19 protein-coding genes are annotated in these 16,281 nt (G+C 62.9%); 6 read left to right on the forward strand and 13 right to left on the reverse strand.

Annotated features, from left to right (window positions below; genetic code table 11):
- The first annotated feature begins 6 nt into the window (after positions 1-6).
- The 5 genes from HNQ60_RS16055 (at position 7) to HNQ60_RS16075 (ending at position 3,449) form a co-directional block, all read left to right on the forward strand.
- Positions 7-504 (forward strand): dihydrofolate reductase, encoded by a 498-nt coding sequence (locus HNQ60_RS16055; RefSeq protein WP_184333553.1) that lies wholly within the window; start codon positions 7-9, stop codon positions 502-504.
- Positions 501-881 carry a YkgJ family cysteine cluster protein gene (locus tag HNQ60_RS16060; RefSeq protein ID WP_184333555.1) on the forward strand — a complete coding sequence of 127 codons (381 nt, stop codon included), beginning with the start codon at positions 501-503 and terminating at the stop codon, positions 879-881. Before HNQ60_RS16055 ends, HNQ60_RS16060 begins: the two co-directional genes overlap by 4 nt.
- A 14-nt stretch (positions 882-895) precedes the next feature.
- Entirely contained in the window at positions 896-1,591 is a 696-nt protein-coding gene (gene rluF / locus HNQ60_RS16065) for a 23S rRNA pseudouridine(2604) synthase RluF (protein WP_184333557.1), read from the forward strand.
- A 176-nt stretch (positions 1,592-1,767) separates the two neighbouring features.
- Complete coding sequence (locus tag HNQ60_RS16070; protein ID WP_184333559.1) at positions 1,768-2,661, forward strand: diguanylate cyclase; 894 nt, start codon at positions 1,768-1,770, stop codon at positions 2,659-2,661.
- Between the two features lie 11 nt (positions 2,662-2,672).
- Positions 2,673-3,449 carry a cytochrome c3 family protein gene (locus HNQ60_RS16075; protein WP_184333561.1) on the forward strand — a complete coding sequence of 259 codons (777 nt, stop codon included), beginning with the start codon at positions 2,673-2,675 and terminating at the stop codon, positions 3,447-3,449.
- Positions 3,450-3,460: 11 nt separating this feature from the next.
- Here the strand turns inward: HNQ60_RS16075 and glmS are convergent, their stop codons facing one another.
- From glmS to HNQ60_RS16110, 7 genes are all read right to left on the reverse strand, one after another.
- Positions 3,461-5,281, reverse strand: a complete 1,821-nt coding sequence (gene glmS / locus HNQ60_RS16080; protein ID WP_184333563.1) for a glutamine--fructose-6-phosphate transaminase (isomerizing) — start codon at positions 5,279-5,281, stop codon at positions 3,461-3,463.
- Between the two features lie 154 nt (positions 5,282-5,435).
- Positions 5,436-5,708, reverse strand: coding sequence for a hypothetical protein (locus tag HNQ60_RS16085; protein ID WP_184333565.1), 273 nt, complete (start codon positions 5,706-5,708; stop codon positions 5,436-5,438).
- A gap of 90 nt (positions 5,709-5,798) precedes the next feature.
- Complete coding sequence (locus tag HNQ60_RS16090; RefSeq protein WP_184333567.1) at positions 5,799-6,161, reverse strand: hypothetical protein; 363 nt, start codon at positions 6,159-6,161, stop codon at positions 5,799-5,801.
- A gap of 115 nt (positions 6,162-6,276) precedes the next feature.
- Positions 6,277-7,122, reverse strand: coding sequence for a PhzF family phenazine biosynthesis protein (locus HNQ60_RS16095; RefSeq protein WP_184333569.1), 846 nt, complete (start codon positions 7,120-7,122; stop codon positions 6,277-6,279).
- Between the two features lie 115 nt (positions 7,123-7,237).
- Positions 7,238-8,599 (reverse strand): FAD-dependent oxidoreductase, encoded by a 1,362-nt coding sequence (locus HNQ60_RS16100; RefSeq protein ID WP_184333571.1) that lies wholly within the window; start codon positions 8,597-8,599, stop codon positions 7,238-7,240.
- Positions 8,596-9,849 carry a kynureninase gene (gene kynU, locus HNQ60_RS16105; protein WP_184333828.1) on the reverse strand — a complete coding sequence of 418 codons (1,254 nt, stop codon included), beginning with the start codon at positions 9,847-9,849 and terminating at the stop codon, positions 8,596-8,598. Before kynU ends, HNQ60_RS16100 begins: the two co-directional genes overlap by 4 nt.
- Positions 9,850-9,881: 32 nt before the next feature.
- Positions 9,882-10,394, reverse strand: a complete 513-nt coding sequence (locus HNQ60_RS16110) for a 3-hydroxyanthranilate 3,4-dioxygenase (protein ID WP_184333573.1) — start codon at positions 10,392-10,394, stop codon at positions 9,882-9,884.
- 122 nt (positions 10,395-10,516) lie between these two features.
- Between HNQ60_RS16110 and HNQ60_RS16115 the strand changes: the two genes are divergently transcribed.
- Complete coding sequence (locus tag HNQ60_RS16115) at positions 10,517-11,188, forward strand: hypothetical protein (RefSeq protein WP_184333575.1); 672 nt, start codon at positions 10,517-10,519, stop codon at positions 11,186-11,188.
- A 7-nt stretch (positions 11,189-11,195) separates the two neighbouring features.
- Here the strand turns inward: HNQ60_RS16115 and HNQ60_RS16120 are convergent, their stop codons facing one another.
- From HNQ60_RS16120 to HNQ60_RS16145, 6 genes are all read right to left on the reverse strand, one after another.
- On the reverse strand, positions 11,196-12,038 hold the full coding sequence (locus HNQ60_RS16120; protein ID WP_184333577.1) for a symmetrical bis(5'-nucleosyl)-tetraphosphatase: 843 nt from the start codon (positions 12,036-12,038) through the stop codon (positions 11,196-11,198).
- 65 nt (positions 12,039-12,103) lie between these two features.
- Positions 12,104-12,487: a Co2+/Mg2+ efflux protein ApaG gene (apaG, locus tag HNQ60_RS16125; RefSeq protein ID WP_184333579.1), complete on the reverse strand. Its 384-nt coding sequence runs from the start codon at positions 12,485-12,487 to the stop codon at positions 12,104-12,106.
- Positions 12,488-12,597: 110 nt separating this feature from the next.
- Positions 12,598-13,029, reverse strand: a complete 432-nt coding sequence (locus HNQ60_RS16130; RefSeq protein WP_184333581.1) for a universal stress protein — start codon at positions 13,027-13,029, stop codon at positions 12,598-12,600.
- Between the two features lie 73 nt (positions 13,030-13,102).
- Positions 13,103-13,897 carry a 16S rRNA (adenine(1518)-N(6)/adenine(1519)-N(6))-dimethyltransferase RsmA gene (rsmA, locus tag HNQ60_RS16135; RefSeq protein ID WP_184333583.1) on the reverse strand — a complete coding sequence of 265 codons (795 nt, stop codon included), beginning with the start codon at positions 13,895-13,897 and terminating at the stop codon, positions 13,103-13,105.
- A 4-nt stretch (positions 13,898-13,901) separates the two neighbouring features.
- Positions 13,902-14,879 carry a 4-hydroxythreonine-4-phosphate dehydrogenase PdxA gene (gene pdxA / locus HNQ60_RS16140; protein WP_184333585.1) on the reverse strand — a complete coding sequence of 326 codons (978 nt, stop codon included), beginning with the start codon at positions 14,877-14,879 and terminating at the stop codon, positions 13,902-13,904.
- Between the two features lie 26 nt (positions 14,880-14,905).
- Positions 14,906-16,213 (reverse strand): peptidylprolyl isomerase, encoded by a 1,308-nt coding sequence (locus tag HNQ60_RS16145; protein ID WP_184333587.1) that lies wholly within the window; start codon positions 16,211-16,213, stop codon positions 14,906-14,908.
- Positions 16,214-16,281: the final 68 nt, after the last annotated feature.

Below are 16,281 nucleotides of genomic sequence, written 5' to 3' on the forward strand. Positions count from 1 at the left end.
TCACGCATGACTGCGCTCACCATCGTCGTCGCGGCAGCCGAGAACGGCGTGATCGGCCGGGGCAATCAGTTGCCCTGGCGATTGCCGGACGACCTGCAGCGGTTCAAGCAGCTCACGCTCGGCAAGCCGATCATCATGGGGCGAAAGACCTACGACTCGATCGGCAGGCCGCTCCCCGGGCGGACGAACATCGTGATCTCGCGGCAGCCCGGGCTCGTGATCGAAGGTTGTGTCGTGGTGAATTCGCTCAATGCGGCACTTGTCGCGGCGCGAGGCGCGCCCGAAGCAATGCTGGTTGGCGGTGCACAGCTTTACCGCAGTGCACTCACGATGGTTAAGAAGATCCACCTGACGCGCGTGCATGCGGACGTCGCTGGCGATACGCTGTTCCCGATCCTCGATCCGCAACACTGGCGTGAGACCATCGTCGGCAAGCATCCTGCCGATGAGCGCCACGCGCATGCATTCACTTACGTGACCCTCGACCGAATTCCGTCCCCATGAGCACGACCGGCAAGCTGCGTTTCGACTGTTCCAAGTGCCCAGGCTACTGCTGCAGCCATGCACGCATTGCGGTGAGCGACTACGACATCGAACGGCTCGCAAGACACTTCGGGTTGTCGAAGGCCGAGGCGAAGCGCCGGTTCACGTATCACTACAAGACCAAGGAAGCGGACGAGCAGATCCTGCGTCATCAGCGCGATCATGTTTACAAGACCATCTGCCGCTTCTTCGATACAGACGAGCGCCGCTGCACCGTCTATGAAGCCCGGCCGAATGTCTGCCGGAAGTACCCGTACGGCAATCGCTGCGGCTACTACGAATTCCTGAAGTTCGAGCGCGAGCATCAGGCCGACGAGGAGTTCATTCCGTCGGCCTGAAGGAAGTGAGAGCTTTGCGCCTCAACAAATTCATCAGCGAAACCGGGATGAGTTCCCGCCGCGAGGCGGATGGCTGGATCGAGTCCGGCCGGGTCAGCGTCAACGGGCAGGTGGCGACGCTCGGCACAAAGGTGGAGGAGGGCGATGTCGTCTGCGTCGACGGGCGTCGGATCGGTGCGGCAAAGCACCACGTCTACATCGCGTTGAACAAGCCGGTCGGCGTGACCTCGACCACCGAGCGCGACGTCCCGGGCAACATCGTCGATTTCGTCGGTCATCGCGAACGCATTTTTCCGATCGGCCGGCTCGACAAGGATTCCGAGGGCCTGATCCTGCTGACGAATCACGGCGACATCGTCAACGGCATCCTGCGGTCGGAAAACGATCACGAGAAGGAATACATCGTGACCGTGGATCGGCCCGTGACGCCGATTTTCCTGAACGGCATGGCTTCCGGCGTGCGCATTCTCGGCACGGTCACCAAGCCCTGCCGGATTCGTCGCACGGGACCAGCGACGTTCCACATCATCCTGACCCAGGGACTCAATCGTCAGATCCGCCGCATGTGCTCGTTCTTCGGCTACAAGGTCGTCCGCTTGCAGCGCGTGCGCATCATGAACATCGAACTGGGCGGCCTTCGAACCGGCCAGTGGCGCGAGCTGACAGCGGCGGAAGTCAAGGGACTGATAAAGGAAGTGGATAGCGGATAGCGGATAGCGGATAGGCCGGAAGGGGAATAGGCCGGAAGGGGAATGGCGCAAGGGCTATCCGCCCTCTGACTATCAGCCATCCGCTATCCGCTATCCCCTATCTATCCCCTTCGTCTCTGGCGATCTGCTCCCGGGGGCATTACCCTTCGCGCACTGACGGCTGCCTGCGACATCGCGTGGATTCCGAATACGACCTCAAGACCCGCGTCACCGGGCTCGAATCACTGCAGATTCCGCGTGCGGGCGCGGATTGCCTGGTCGTGATCCATTCGCCCGTGCAGTCCGAGCTCGGACGCCGCCACGTGCTCGACCGGCCCGTGACGACGATCGGACGGGGCCGCGACAACGATATCGTTCTGCCCAGCGACTGCGTCTCACGTCGGCATGTCCGGCTCGAGCATCGACCGGAAGGGCTGTTCCTGCTGGACCTCGAGTCGACCAACGGCACGTACGTGAACGATGACACTCGTGCGCAGGGTGAGCACCGCCTGAAGCGCGGCGATCAGCTGAAGGTCGGCGACACGATCTTCAAGCTCCTCTCGGGATCCGACATCGAGTCCCAGTATCACGAGATCATTTTCCGCATGACAGTGACGGACGGGCTGACCAATCTGTCCAACCGGAAGCAGCTCGATACCTTGCTGGCCGACGAGATTCCGCGGGCACGGCGTCACGGACGCGATCTGTCGCTGCTGATGCTCGACATCGATCACTTCAAGTCGATCAACGACACGCACGGCCACCTGACGGGTGACTCGGTGTTGCGCGGTCTGGCCGCGATCCTGCAGAAGCGCCTGCGGCCGAACGACAAGCTCGGTCGTTACGGCGGGGAAGAGTTCTGCGCCATTCTCCCCGAAACGAATCTGGCCAGCGCCGTTCGTATCGCCGAGGAATTGCGGGCGCTGGTGGCGGCGCACTGTTTCGCCGCGGATGGACGCGAGCTGCGCGTGACCATTTCCATCGGCGCGGCCGAGCTCGCCGAGGGAGCGCTTTCCGAAATGCTCTACAAGAGCGCCGACGACAAGCTCTACGAAGCGAAGCGAACCGGACGCAACAGGGTTTGTTACTGAGCTCCCGCCCGATGCGATCGGTTGCTGCATGGGCGATTGTGTGGCTCTTTGCATGCGGCACCGCATTCGCGGCCGATCCTTTGCCGATCGAGTACCCGACAGGGGATTCCTGTCTGTTCTGTCACCGCAGCGAAGTCGGCAGCACCTGGCTCGACAACGCGCATGCATGGACGATTCGCGCGGCGGGCGAACCTCCTGCGATTTCCGGCGCGCTGCCGTCCGACGCGACTCACGTCATCGGTCGCGATCATTTCCGTGCTCTCAGGCAGAGTGGTTACGGCAAGTTCGCGATGCCGAATCGCGCTGGCCAGTGGGAGGAGGGGGCGTTCGGCACGCAATGCGCCGGTTGTCACACGACGGCTGTGAACCCGCGGACACTGGAATTCTCCGCCACCGCGCTCGATTGCTATACCTGCCACGGCAACGTTCCAGAGAACCACGCTGAGAAACGAGGCACCGCGCTGCTGTCGCGTGCGCGGGAGAGCAATGCCGCCGAGATCAGCGCGATCTGCGGCTCCTGCCATCTTCGTGGCGGTAGATCGCAATCCTCAGGCTTGCCGTATCCCAACGGGTTCGTTCCCGGCGCCGACCTCTTCAAGGACTTCAAGGTCGATCTCAGCCGCGACCTGAAGAATCTGGACGACAACGACCGCCACGTTTACGAAACCACTAGAGCCGTTCTCGAAGGCAAATCAGAAGACACCTGCGTGGATTGCCACAGGGTGCACACGACGCCTGAGAAGCACGAAGGGAAGCGCAGGCGGTTCAGTGAGGTGTGTGGGTATTAGCTGCTTCTCCCTCACTCCACCGTCACCGACTTCGCCAAATTCCGTGGCTGATCGATATTGCGATCGCGGGCGAGTGCCACGTGATACGCGAGCAGCTGCAACGGAATGTTGAGCAGCAGCGGATCCAGGGCGGGTTCGGACTTCGGGACTTCGATGACGGCGTCCACCGCGACGGGCAGCGGATCGCCTGGTTGGGTCACGACGAACGTGAGGCCGTTGCGGGCGCGGATCTCCTCGATGGTCGAGACATTCTTCGCGAACAGGTCGTCGCGCGGCATTACGATGACCGTCGGCGTCTGTGGGCTGATCAACGCAAGCGGGCCGTGTTTCAGCTCGGAAGCTGGGTAAGCTTCGGCATGTAAGTAGCTGATCTCCTTAAGCTTCAAGGCGCCTTCCATCGCGATGGGATAGCCTGCGGCCCGACCGACGAAATATGCGTTCTCATGCTTCGCGATGGTCTGGGCGAGCGTGGCAATTCGCGCTTCCTGGTGGAGGATGGTTTCGATCTGGCCGGGCAGAGCTTCGAGAGCGGCGAGGAGTCGTGCGCCCTGGGCGGTCGACAGGTCGTGCAGTCGTCCGAGGTGAATCGCCAGCAGCGCGAATGCAACGACGGTGCACGTGAACGTCTTGGTTGCGACTACGGCGATCTCCGGGCCGGCGTGAACGTAGATGCCGCGTCCACATTCGCGGGCAATCGTGCTGCCCACTACGTTGACGATGCCAAGCACGCGGCCCCCCTTGCGTTTGACTTCCTGCACCGCGGCGAGCGTGTCGAACGTTTCGCCGGACTGACTGACGGCGATGTAGAGCGTGTCCTGTTCGATCACCGGATTGCGATATCGGAACTCGGATGCAGGTTCCGCGCTGGCCGGCACACGAGCCAGCTGCTCGATCAGATGAGCGCCCAGCGCCCCCGCAATGAATGCGGAGCCGCAGCCAAGGATTTTCACGCGCTTCACTTCAAGCAGCTCGCGTGCAGCCATTTCCAGGCCGCCAATATGCGTCGTCTGGAACCGCGACTCGAGGCGGCCGCTCAGAGTGCGGCGAATCGCTTCGGGCTGCTCGGCAATCTCCTTGCGCATGTAGTGCGAGAACTCACCCTTGTCGAACGACTCGTGAGTCCACGTGAGGGTCAGCGGCGTCTTGGCAGTCGGGCCGCCTTCGAGCGTTGCGGTTTCATAGCCATCGGCGCGCACTACGGCGATTTCGCCGTCGTCGAGATGAACGACACTTTGCGTATGCCGGACGAGCGCGGCGGGATCGGAGGCGACGAACATTTCGCGATCACCGATGCCGAGTACGACGGGGCTGCCGTTGCGCGCTACGACGATGGAGTCCGGCCGCAATGCATCCACGACCGCGATGCCGTAGGTGCCAGTCACAAGCCGCAAGACGGCCCGCAGGGCGTCCTCCAGTTTGTCGCCGGGCATAGCGGCAAGCAGGTGCGCGAGCACTTCGGAGTCGGTCTCCGACTTGAACGCGACACCGGAGGCTTCGAGCTTCGCGCGCAGGGATGCCGCGTTCTCGATGATGCCGTTGTGAACGATGGCGAATCGCCCGCTCGCATCGCTGTGCGGATGCGCGTTGCGATCGCTCGGCTCGCCATGCGTCGCCCACCGCGTGTGAGCGATGCCCGTCGTGCCTTTGAGGCGCTCGGGCAGGATGCGCTCGAGATCGCGAACCTTGCCCTTGGTCTTCACGATCGTGAGCTTCTCATTGCGTGCGATGGCGAGGCCCGCGGAGTCGTAGCCGCGATACTCGAGCCGATGCAGGCCTTCCATGAGGATTGGAGCCGAGTCACGTTTGCCGATGTAGCCGACGATGCCGCACATGATCAAGAAACCTCAGAAGAAGAATGGCTGTGAGCTGTGAGCTGTGAGCGATGAACGATGAACGATGAGCGATGAGCCAGAAGAATGGTGGTGAGCTGCGAACCGGAGGTACGGAATCTCTGGCTCATAGCTCATCGCTCGCAGCTCATTGCCTTCATCCGTAGATCGCTCTGCGGATCTGCCGTTCGCTGTAGTCGTCCGCTCGAAACCGCCACTGCGCCAGTTCCGCCGTGATTCGCGCGAAGATCTCGCTGTTCGCACAACCGGCGGTCTGCAGTGCCCGATGACGCCGCCGGATGAAGTCGTCGGGGGTTTCGTCCATGAAATGCAGGATTTCGTGAACGATGCGCACGGCTTCGGCGGGGCTCAGTCGGGTCGTCCGGGTCAGGTAGGCGACGATTTCGTCGAAGTCAGTCTGATCCGGCATGGGCGCGCACTCTGCCTGAGGAGGGGTGGAACTCCCAGGAGTTTGCCCGAATCCGGGCAGGAGGCAGGGGAAAGCGGCGCTGAGGCGCCGCTAATCGCCGTTATGGCTCAGGTACACGTAGATGTAGCAGGTGACGAACAGGACTGTCACGGCGCAAGCGAACATGACTCCGGCGCCCGCGGCCATGACGGAAAGCAGCCCGGATGCATGAGCCGTGCGGGAATCGAAGGCCATGATGAGGCCGAAAGCGAGAGCGCAGTTGCAGAGCCACTTCAGCAGGTAGCCCGGCAAATGCACCCGCATGGTGCGGTTGTGACGGTATGCGGCGGCTCGTGTGAGTCGATCGCCGGTCGCCGCGTTCTTGAACAGCCAGAACGGCCAGAGGTAGCGGAACAGCACCAGCGACAGCGGCATATTCTCATAGGAAGCGGTGGGAACTGCGCGCTGGGTCATGACGTCACCGGGATCATCTCATCGCCGCGGGGCGATATTCACGAGAGAGCGACACTCACGATAGATGGATAGGAGCGCGCAATGGTTCCGTAGTTGTCCGTACTCCGCCCGAAAGTCAGAGCTCGATGGTGCCGCGGCCGATCTCGATGACGTCGCCGCTGACCAGAATGCGACCATCGGCCGTCACGTCGAGGATCAGGATCGATGGACGCCCGACGTATTCGCCCTGAGAGATTTCGTATCGATGCGGCAACTTGCGCTTGGTGGCGACGAGCCAGCCGCCGAGATTTGCAGTAGCCGATCCTGTGGCGGGGTCCTCCAGCATCGCACCGGCGCTCGGGAAAAAATAGCGTGAGAGACATCGTCCCGGCGCCGTTTCGGCAAAGACGTATGCGTTGCTCTGGCCTTCCTTGTTCGCGAGCCGCGAAACGAGTCGCGCATCAGGAAGGGCGCGGCGCACGGCAGCTTCGTTCGTCAGTGGGATGACCAGTTGCTCCTTGCCGGCTTCGACCCAAAGCGGACGATCCGCGACGTCCGCGGTCTCGAGCTGAAGCATTGCGGCGATATCCGCGCGCGACGCATCGACCTCGCGCCAAGTCGGCGCGTTCGCCTGAAGCGTCCAGCGATCCCCATCGGCTTTGACGGGAATGACGCCGGCGCGCATCTCGAGAGTGAGCTCATCGCCGCCCAGTCCAAGCGATCGACAGACGAATGCCGTGCCGAGCGTCGGGTGTCCCGCGAAGGGCATCTCGTAGTCCGGCGTGAAGATGCGTACGCGCGCTTGGGCCGTTGTGGACGGCAGGATGAACGTCGTTTCGGAAAGGTTGAACTGCCGGGCCAGCGCCTGCATCGCCTCGTCGCTCAGGACGGAGCCGTTCTCGAATACGCCGAGCGGATTGCCTGTCAGTCGGCCGCCGTTCTGGGTAAAGACATTGACGATGCGAAAGGGCAGAGAGGGCATGGCGCAGTGCCTGACTGAGAGAGGGTGAACGCCAGTCTCATGGACCGGGCGCACGCGCGTAAATGCACAGTGAGCGTTCTCGGAGAGCGCTACAGCAAAGCGACTGTGTCCATTCTCAGATCGATGACAGTCGGGCTGCGATCAGCTGTTCGGCGCGTTCGAAATCCACCTGGTCCATGGTCGCTGCATTGTGCGTCAGCGTGTCGAGAATCTCGTGCTGGATGCGGCCACGTTCCTGCGCCGTCGAGTAGGGAATGTCATCGTGGAACATCACCATCGAGTAGCGCGGCACGAAGCGATCGGGGAAGCGGCGTTCGAGCTCGAGCGACAGAACCTTCTGCAGCTGGAATTTCGGATGCCGCACCGTGTCGCGCATTTCCTGGTAGTTCTCGAGCGCCATGTCCGCAATGGCGTTGGTGTTCGGCCGGCGCGAATGTTCGAACGCCGCGAAGGCGTCCGCCCAATCCTTGCGATCGTGCAGCAACTCGTCGAGCTCGCGGCAGTCTTCGAAGGCGCAATTCATGCCTTGTCCGTGGAAAGGCGTGATGGCGTGAGCCGCATCACCGATCAGCATCAGACGGTCGTCGAGCGCCCAGCGCTGGCACCGGACAGTTCCCATGGTGCCGGTCGGGTTCTCCGAGAACTCCGTCGCGAGCTTCGGCATGAGCTGCGCGGCATCCGGAAAATGCCGCTGGAAGAACTCGTCGACAGCCGCTGTCGATTGCAGCGATTCGAAGCTCTCGGCGCCCTTGCGGGCCAGGAACAGGGTGACGGTGAAACTGCCGTCAAGGTTCGGCAACGCGATCAGCATGAAGCCGCCTCGCGGCCAGATATGCAGCGCGTTCTTGTGGATCAGGTGATTGCCGTACGTGTCCGGCGGCAAGGTCAGTTCCTTGTAGGCGTGCGCGAGCAGGTCTTCAGTCGCGTCGGCGCGTAGTCCCTGGACTAGTGCGTGACGAATCGGCGAGCCCGCGCCGTCCGCGGCGATTACCCGCTGCATCGGCAACTCCCATGTCGTGCCCGCTGACTCGTCGCGCATGAGGATGTGATGGGTGCGGAAATCGGCGTCGACGGAACTCTGGCGGAAGTTGAGCTCGACGCCGGCTGCTTCGGCGGCGTCGAGCAGAATGCGGTTCAGGCCCGGTCGCGAGACGGAGTAGATGACTTCGCTGTCGCCTTGTCCGTACGGTACGAATGTCAGCGCTTCGTCGGGCAGATGCAGCAATCGGCCCGGCATCGGAATGAGGAGGGGAAGCACCTGCTGCATGACGTCGGCTCGTTCCAGTGCCGCGATGCCGCGGGCCGCCAATGCGAGGTTGATCGAACGTCCCGCCGGAATGGCTTCGCGACGCTGATCGGGCAGGCGCTCGAATACGCGCACCTTGTGGCCCCGGTGGGCGAGGAGGATCGACATCAGCGTGCCGGCGAGACCCGCGCCGATGATCGAAACGGATTCGCTTTTCTTGTTGACTGTCATGAACGCCCGTCGGAATTCAGTGCGCGCGCCAGGGCTTCCACGAAAGCGCCGACCTCGCTGAAGGTGTTGTAGAGCGGGACAGGCGCGACGCGAATCACATCGGGTTCGCGCCAGTCGCAGGTGAAGTTGGCGGTCGTCAACGCGGTGTGTACGGCACGCGCAGCAGCCGGTGGGCGATGCAGGCGCAGTGAGAGCTGACATCCGCGCTGCGCCGGATCCGCGGGAGTGAGGATCGAGACGCGATCTCGCAGGCGTTCCTGCAGCAGCGTCGACAGGCAGCCAGTCAACGCGAGGGCTTTCTTGCGTAACGCATCCATGCCCGCTCGATCGAACAGCTCGAGCGAAGCCAGCAGCGGTGCCGCGGAGAAGATCGACGGATTGGAAAGCTGCCAGCCCTCGGCGCCCGGCAGAGGCCGGAATGCTTCGGGCATCTCGAAGCGCGACGATTTGTCGTGCCCCCACCAGCCTGCGAAACGCGGCAGATCGAACGCGCGTGCGTGCCGTTCGTGAACGAAGCAGCCGCCAATCGCGCCGGGTCCGCTGTTGAGGTACTTGTAGCTGCACCACACAGCGAAATCGGCATTGGAGTCGTGCAAGGCGAGCGGCACATTGCCGACTGCATGTGCAAGGTCGAAGCCGACGACGATGCCCTGGGCGTGCGCACAGGAGACGATCTGCTTCATGTCGAACCACTGACCGCTCAGGTACTGAACGCCGGGGAACATGACCGTCGCGATCGTCGAACCTTCGCGTTCGAGGAACTCGCAAACGTCGTCGGTGCGAATGAGGACTTCGTCTGGGCGCGGGCCCAGTTGCACGAGACACGCGGCTGGATCGAAGCCGCGTTGCGCGATCTGCGAGGCGACAGCATAGCGGTCCGAAGGGAACGCACTCCGCTCGATGACGATGCGCGAGCGCTCCTTCGTCGGGCGATAGAAGCTCGTCAGCATCAGATGCAGGTTGACCGTCAGCGAATTCATCGCCACGACTTCAGAAGGCAGGGCGCCTGTCAGTCGCGCCAGTCCACCGGTCAGTTGTTCGTGATAGGAGAGCCACGGGCGCCGGGGCTCGAAATGGCCTTCGACACCGTGCTTTGCCCACGTGGCGAGTTCCTCGTTGAGAATCGTCGCCGTGCGCTTCGGCTGAAGTCCGAGGGAGTGCCCGCAGAAGTACACGCTCGGTGAACCATCGGCTCGCGGCGGGATGTGAAACTCGTTGCGGAGGTTCGCGAGGGGGTCTGTCGCGTCCATCCGCGTCAGTGCATCGCGGTCGGGAGTGCCGTTCACTTGGCCGGTGCCACCGTGCCGCAGGCCTGGCACGTCCGGTTCTTCAGGGAGTGATGGAACCGCTCGAAGATCGGCGGCAACTGGTGCTCGATGTCGTTGACGTGCACGTATTCGGCATAGAGCGGGTACTGGCAGTAGCCGCAATACCAGAGGAAGCCGTCCTGTTCTTCCGGGCGTCGTTTCCGCTCGACGACCAGTCCGACCGTATTGGCGAAACGCTGCGGCGAGTGGGGCACGCGCGCCGGCAGCAGCAGGATCTCGCCCTCATTGATGGGAATATCGACCCGGGCGCCTTCCTGCATGGTTCGCAGGATCATGTTGCCTTCGAGCTGGTAGAAGAACTCCTCACCCGGATCGTCGTGATAGTCGTCGCGCGAGTTGGGTCCGCCGACGACCATGATGATGAATTCGGACTGCTCGAACACCTGCCGGTTGCAGACGGGCGGCTTCAGGAATTCGCGATGACGGTCGATCCACTCGCGGAAATTGAAGGCTTTGAGTGCGTTCATGCAACGTCTCCGGCTTTGCGCTTAGAGTATAGCCGTCTCATGAACCCGTCGGGCGAGTCGACGGCAGTCTGTAGGGGCGTCGGAGAATTCCAGCGGCGCAGCGCCACGGAGCGAAAGCGAACATGTATGCAGTGAATCGGTTCGGTCGGTTTGTCACATTGCTGTGGCTGGCAGCCGTAATGCCGCTGGCGGCTCGATCGGCCGAACCTGCTGGTGAGCCGGCCGCCGAGTCCCGGCCCGCAATTTCGGCGGTGACCCGGTCGCAGGACATCGACTTCTATTTCCAGAGCTTCACGACTTTCTATTCCTGCCGCAGCCTCGAGGACCGGGTGCGCCAGCTGCTGCTGGAGCTCGGTGTCGAAGCGATCAAGGTGAAAGTCAGCAGCTGTTTCGGCAACGAGATCGCGCGTTTTCCGCACGTCCGCATGCAGGTGTCCTCGCCGGTCGAGGCGACGCCTGAGATCCTGGCGGAGTTCGAGAAGACGCGCAGCACACGTGAGCTCGCTGCACGTGTGCGCGGCGAGCGGCCTGTCGAGGTGACGGAGCAATACCCGGCGTACTGGAAGCCCGTTTCGCTCTCACGAGGCAGCTTCCGGCTCGAGTCCGGCGATTGCGAACTGGTCGATCAGATCAAGCGCAAAGTGCTGCCGAAACTCGCCATCCGCGTGGTCAGGGACGACGTGAGTTGCATACCGAACCAGGTGTCGCTCGGTCAGCCGCGACTCGAAGTTGAAGCACTCACACGCGTTCCGCCGCCCGACGAGGGTAAGCCGGAAGACAAGAAGAAGGATTGAAAGAGCGCTACTCGCCGCCGTGCGTGAGGCCCGACGAACTGCACGGGACCATGACTGGCGGTTGCTGTCGATCCAGCCGGACCGCGCACAACTGACTGCCCCACACGCAGCCGGTATCGATACTCAGTACGCCGTCGCCATCGTGATAGCCCAGCGCGGACCAGTGTCCGCAGACGATGCGCAGATCGCGCGATTTCCGGTGCGGCGCGCGAAACCACGGATACAGGTCTGACGGCGCGTCTTGAAGCGTGCCCTTGTATTTGAGCTCCAGCTGGCCGTCGTCGCGACAGAAACGCAATCGCGTGAGGCAATTGGTCGTGAAGCGCAGCCGGTCGAGACCCGCGAGGTCCGGTGACCACCGATTGGGTTGATCGCCGTACATGTGCGCGAACAGATCCTTCGCCGTCTGGATATCGCGGAGCGCGGTTTCCAGTTCGCGTGCGCAGGATTGAGCGGTCCGCAGATCCCACTGGGGCGGCAGTCCCGCGTGAATCATCGTGTAACCCAGGCTGGCGTCGTGATGAAGCATCGGGCGATGACGCAGCCACGTAAGCAGCTCGTCGCGATCCGGCGCCTGGAGAATGTCGTCGAGTGTGTCCTTCTGCTTGATCTTCTCGTTCGGCGAAAGGACAACGGCCAGCAGATGCAGGTCGTGATTGCCGAGCACCGTGATCGCCGCATCGCCGAGCGCTTTGACCTTGCGCAGGACATCCGCGGATCGCGGGCCTCGGTTGACGAGGTCGCCGACGATCCAGAGACGATCGCGGTCGGGACTGAACTGCAGCGTGTCGAGCAGCAGCTCGAACTCATCGCAGCAGCCCTGAATGTCACCGATTGCGTACGTGGGCATGGCGGGGAAGCCAGCTAGGCTGCTGGCTCGCTAACCGGCTGGCCAGAACAAAAGCGGGATTAGTCTCAATGCAGGAGTCCGGGCATGGCCAGTCGCACTGGCGCGATTGGAGCATCGAAGTGCGCGCCATCGTCGGCGACCATCTGATAGCTGCCTTGCATGGCGCCGACGGGCGTTTCCAGCACCGCGCCGCTCGAATAGCGGAATCCCTGGCCTGGCAGCAGATAGGGCTGCTCGCCCACCACGCCTTCGCCACGGACCTCTTTCACTTTGCCGTTGGCATCCGTGAAGACCCAATGGCGCGTCATGAGCCGCGCCGGCACGTCGCCTTCGTTGCGAATGGTGATCGTGTACGAAAAGACGTAATGGCTCTCGTCGGGTTTCGACTGGTCGTCGACGTAGTTCGTGCTGACGTCGACGCGGATCTTGTGGCGGCTCGGGTCGGTCATGGTCGAGGGACAAATGGGATCGCTGCTCGATTGTAGCAGCCGTCCACAGCGCCTGATGCCCTGAAATTCGCGGGGAGTTCCGCCTTATGTCGAGCAGTGCAGGGCGGGGATCAGTGCAGCCGAACCGCCAGAACGTCGCAGGGTGCCGCGTGCAGGATCGTGTCCTCCGTGAAATTCAGCAGAATGGCGAGACCATGGCGTTCGCGGCTGCCCAGCACGATCAGGTCAGCGCCCAGCCGCTGAGCGGCGCGCACGATCTCGGTCTTGATGCTTCCGGTTTCGACGAGCTGAGGACACTGCGCGAGAGACAACTGCTGCGCGAGATCGGCCAGCTTCTTGCGGGCGCGGTCGACGAGTTCGCTTTCGATCTGCACCGTCGGCAGCAACGCTTCGCCCATGGGCTCCACGGGCACGTATTCGACGACGTGCAGCAGCGTGATGTCGGACTGGTAGCAGTTGGCGATGACTTTGGCGCGTTCGCCGATGACCCGGCTGTCGTCGGAGAGATCGACGACCAGCAGTATTTTCTTGTATCCGTTCACAGGGGATCTCCAGGTGGCGGGTGCGGGCTGCTTGATCGAATTATAGGTCGGAGGTCTCGCGCGGGCGCAAGCGTCAGCCGTTCTCCGCAGGCAGGTTGGCCAGCAGCGCGAATTGCTCGGGCGTCACGACTTCGGCACGTGCTGCCGGATCAATGCCTGCGCGACGAATCTGTTCCTCGCCGGCGAGCGCCTTGATCGAATTGCGCAGCGTCTTGCGCCTCTGCGAGAACGCCGCGGCCACGAGCGCCGCAAAGCGCTGTGGGGCATCGATCGCGAAGGGCGGTGCTGCATGCGGCTTCAGGCGAAAGAACGTCGACATGACACGTGGAGGCGGGCGGAACGCGCCAGGACCGATATCGAAGAGCGGCTCGACCCGCACCCACGGCGCGAGCATCACTGACAACCGTCCGTAGGCGTCGTCGCCGGCCTTTGCGGCCATGCGGTCGACGACCTCCTTCTGCAACATGAAATGCATGTCGCGAATGTGCTGGCCCTGCTCGATCAGGCGAAACAGCAGCGGCGTCGAGATGTTGTAGGGAAGGTTGCCGACGAGACGCAGAGGTTCGTCGCCGCGCCGCAGCGTGCTGATGTCGAACTCCAATGCGTCGGCTTCGTGAATCCGCAGGATCCCGCGCCCCGCCACCGGATCCGACGTCACCTGTTTGAGATGGCGAATCGCGTCGCGATCGATCTCGATCGCATCCAGCGTCCGCAGATGGCCGAGCAGCGGCAGAGTGATTGCCCCGAGTCCCGGACCGATCTCCACCATCGGGTCATCGGCGCGAGGTGCGATGGCGGAGATGATCCGCCCGATGATTCCGGGATCATGCAGAAAATGCTGGCCGAAGCGTTTGCGTGCGACGTGCATGTGGCTAGCGATTCGCAGCGAGCTCGATTGCCATCTCGAGTGCGGCGACGAGGCTTCCCGCGTCGGCCTTGCCCGAACCTGCGAGCGAAAGTGCGGTGCCGTGATCGACGGACGTGCGCACGATCGGCAGGCCGAGCGTGACGTTCACGGCGTTACCGAAGCCGGCGTACTTGAGAACGGGCAGTCCCTGGTCGTGATACATGGCGAGCACGGCATCGGCCTGGTCGAGCTGGTGCGGTGTGAACGCCGTATCCGCGGGCACAGGGCCGATCAAGTGCAAGCCATCGTTGCGCAGCGCCGAGAGTACCGGCGCGATGACTTCGATTTCTTCGCGACCCAGATGGCCCCCTTCACCGGCATGCGGGTTGAGCCCGCACACGAGAATGCGGGGCGTCGCGATCCCGAAGCGCTGCTGAAGATCGTGATGAAGAATCCGCAGCACCTGCTCGAGCAGCGAGGGTGTTATCGCAGCGCTCACGGATGCAAGCGGCAGGTGCGTAGTCGCAAGAGCGACGCGTAGTTTGTCCGCGGCAAGCATCATGACTGGGAGTCGAGCGCCTGTTCGCTCGGCCAGATATTCCGTATGCCCGGAGAAGGCAACGCCGGCATCGTTGATCACACTCTTCTGCACGGGTGCTGTCACCATCGCGTCGTACTCGCCCGACGTGCAACCGTCGCAGGCCGCATCGAGGAGATCGAGGACGTATCGCGAGTTGGCTGTGTCGAGCTGGCCGGCGCGGACAGGCTGCTTTACCGACCTGTGCAGCACGCGCAGCGTGCCGGGCTCGTGAGCCGAGCGGTGCGAATCGACGGGGATGAAGTTGAGATGCTTGCCGAGCTGCTGTGCGCGCTGGCGAAGAAGATCTATGTCAGCTGCGACGATGAGATCGCAAACCCACGCGCTCGCCGCGATCTCGATACAAAGATCGGGTCCGATGCCCGCAGGCTCCCCGGAGGTCAGGATGATGCGCGGCGAAGGCATTGAGTGGGCGGAGGTCCACCCTTCCGTCACATTCTGTATTCGACGAAGGCTTCGTCGCGCAGCCGGCGCAACCAGAGTTCAGTCTCTTCTTCCGCCTTCGACTCGCGCAGCTGCGCATACACCTGCTCGCGCATCTTGTCGTCGGTTGCGTCGTGCTGGCGGCGGCCGAGGAGCTGGATGATGTGCCAGCCGTACTGGGTCTTGAACGGCTTGCTGATTTCGTTCTCGTTGAGCGTGTTGAGCTCCTTCTCGAACTGCGGCACGAACGTACCGGGACCGGCCCAGCCCAGATCGCCGCCATCCGGAGCGGAACCGGGGTCCTGTGAAGTCACCGCGGCGATTGCGCCGAAATCCTCGCCGTTGAGGACGCGATTGCGGATGTCGTTGAGCTTCTGTTCCAGGGTCTGGTCGTCCTCGAGGTCATTGGGCGTCAGCAGGATGTGGCGGGCATGAACCTGTGCGACGACTGACTGCTGAGTACCGCCACGCACTTCGTTCAACCGGAACAGATGAAAGCCGCTGGGCGTGCGGATCGGTTCGGAGATCTGACCCGCCTGCATCTTGACGACCTGTTCGGAAACGATCGACGGCAGCTGCGAGCCCTTGCGCCAGCCGAGCGACCCGCCTTCGATGTTCGTGGAGCTGTCGGAGTAGGTGAGGGCGAGCTGCGCGAAGTCTTCGCCGGCCTTCGCCTTCTCGTAGGCTTCCTGCGCCCGGCGCTCACGGCTTTCGATCTGCTCCGGCGATGCCGTCACGGGTACCGAAACCAGAATGTGCGAAATGTTGTACTCGCTGTTCTGGTTCGGTGAGTTCTTGTGCCGCGCCATGGCCTGTTCCATCTCGCGCGGCGAAATGTTGATGCGACCGATCACGTCGCGCTGCCGCAGCATCTGCAGCGTCATCTGCCGGCGGATCTCGTCGCGATACGAGCGGTAATCCACACCCTGCTGCGCAAGAGCCCGGGGCAGGTCGGCGAATTCGATGTTGTTCGAGCGGGCGATGTTCGCAAGCGCGCCATTCAGCATTTCATCGGAGATCTGCAGGCCCAGCTTGTCGGCACGCTGGATCTGGATTTCCTCGACCACGAGCCTTTCGAGGATCTGGCGGCGCAGCACGTTGCGCGGCGGCAGCTCGGTGTTCTGCTGACGCAGACGGGCGGTGATTTCCTCGGTCTGCTCGTCGAGCTGGCTGTTCAGCACCATGCCGTCGTTCACGATCGCGACGATCCGGTCGAGCGGCTCGCCGCTGGTCGACAGGTCGCGGGTCTGGGCCGAAACGATTCCCGCGGACAGCAGCAGGGAAAGGGTCAGAACGGCAGGGCGGATGATGTTCATAGGGCTCGGATCGGGCTCGTCGAATGATCTTCGTGCGGGGGCCTTCAAGCTGGGGCCTTCTACTGGAC

The organism is Povalibacter uvarum (genome assembly GCF_014202975.1).
Classification (GTDB): Bacteria; Pseudomonadota; Gammaproteobacteria; order Steroidobacterales; family Steroidobacteraceae; genus Steroidobacter; species Steroidobacter uvarum.

Excerpts from the sequence above, each read along its gene's own strand:
- HNQ60_RS16110 (WP_184333573.1), bottom strand. The coding sequence starts at position 10,394 with ATGAACGCACTCAAAGCCTTCAATTTCCGCGAGTGGATCGACCGTCAT.
- glmS (WP_184333563.1), bottom strand. The coding sequence starts at position 5,281 with ATGTGCGGCATCGTCGGCTACATCGGCAAACGTGACTCGGCTCCAATC.
- HNQ60_RS16145 (WP_184333587.1), bottom strand. The coding sequence starts at position 16,213 with ATGAACATCATCCGCCCTGCCGTTCTGACCCTTTCCCTGCTGCTGTCC.
- HNQ60_RS16075 (WP_184333561.1), top strand. The coding sequence starts at position 2,673 with ATGCGATCGGTTGCTGCATGGGCGATTGTGTGGCTCTTTGCATGCGGC.
- HNQ60_RS16085 (WP_184333565.1), bottom strand. The coding sequence starts at position 5,708 with ATGCCGGATCAGACTGACTTCGACGAAATCGTCGCCTACCTGACCCGG.
- apaG (WP_184333579.1), bottom strand. The coding sequence starts at position 12,487 with ATGACCGACCCGAGCCGCCACAAGATCCGCGTCGACGTCAGCACGAAC.
- pdxA (WP_184333585.1), bottom strand. The coding sequence starts at position 14,879 with ATGCCTTCGCCGCGCATCATCCTGACCTCCGGGGAGCCTGCGGGCATC.
- kynU (WP_184333828.1), bottom strand. The coding sequence starts at position 9,849 with ATGGACGCGACAGACCCCCTCGCGAACCTCCGCAACGAGTTTCACATC.
- HNQ60_RS16090 (WP_184333567.1), bottom strand. The coding sequence starts at position 6,161 with ATGACCCAGCGCGCAGTTCCCACCGCTTCCTATGAGAATATGCCGCTG.
- HNQ60_RS16100 (WP_184333571.1), bottom strand. The coding sequence starts at position 8,599 with ATGACAGTCAACAAGAAAAGCGAATCCGTTTCGATCATCGGCGCGGGT.
- HNQ60_RS16120 (WP_184333577.1), bottom strand. The coding sequence starts at position 12,038 with ATGCCCACGTACGCAATCGGTGACATTCAGGGCTGCTGCGATGAGTTC.
- HNQ60_RS16055 (WP_184333553.1), top strand. The coding sequence starts at position 7 with ATGACTGCGCTCACCATCGTCGTCGCGGCAGCCGAGAACGGCGTGATC.
- rsmA (WP_184333583.1), bottom strand. The coding sequence starts at position 13,897 with ATGCACGTCGCACGCAAACGCTTCGGCCAGCATTTTCTGCATGATCCC.
- HNQ60_RS16115 (WP_184333575.1), top strand. The coding sequence starts at position 10,517 with ATGTATGCAGTGAATCGGTTCGGTCGGTTTGTCACATTGCTGTGGCTG.
- HNQ60_RS16060 (WP_184333555.1), top strand. The coding sequence starts at position 501 with ATGAGCACGACCGGCAAGCTGCGTTTCGACTGTTCCAAGTGCCCAGGC.
- HNQ60_RS16095 (WP_184333569.1), bottom strand. The coding sequence starts at position 7,122 with ATGCCCTCTCTGCCCTTTCGCATCGTCAATGTCTTTACCCAGAACGGC.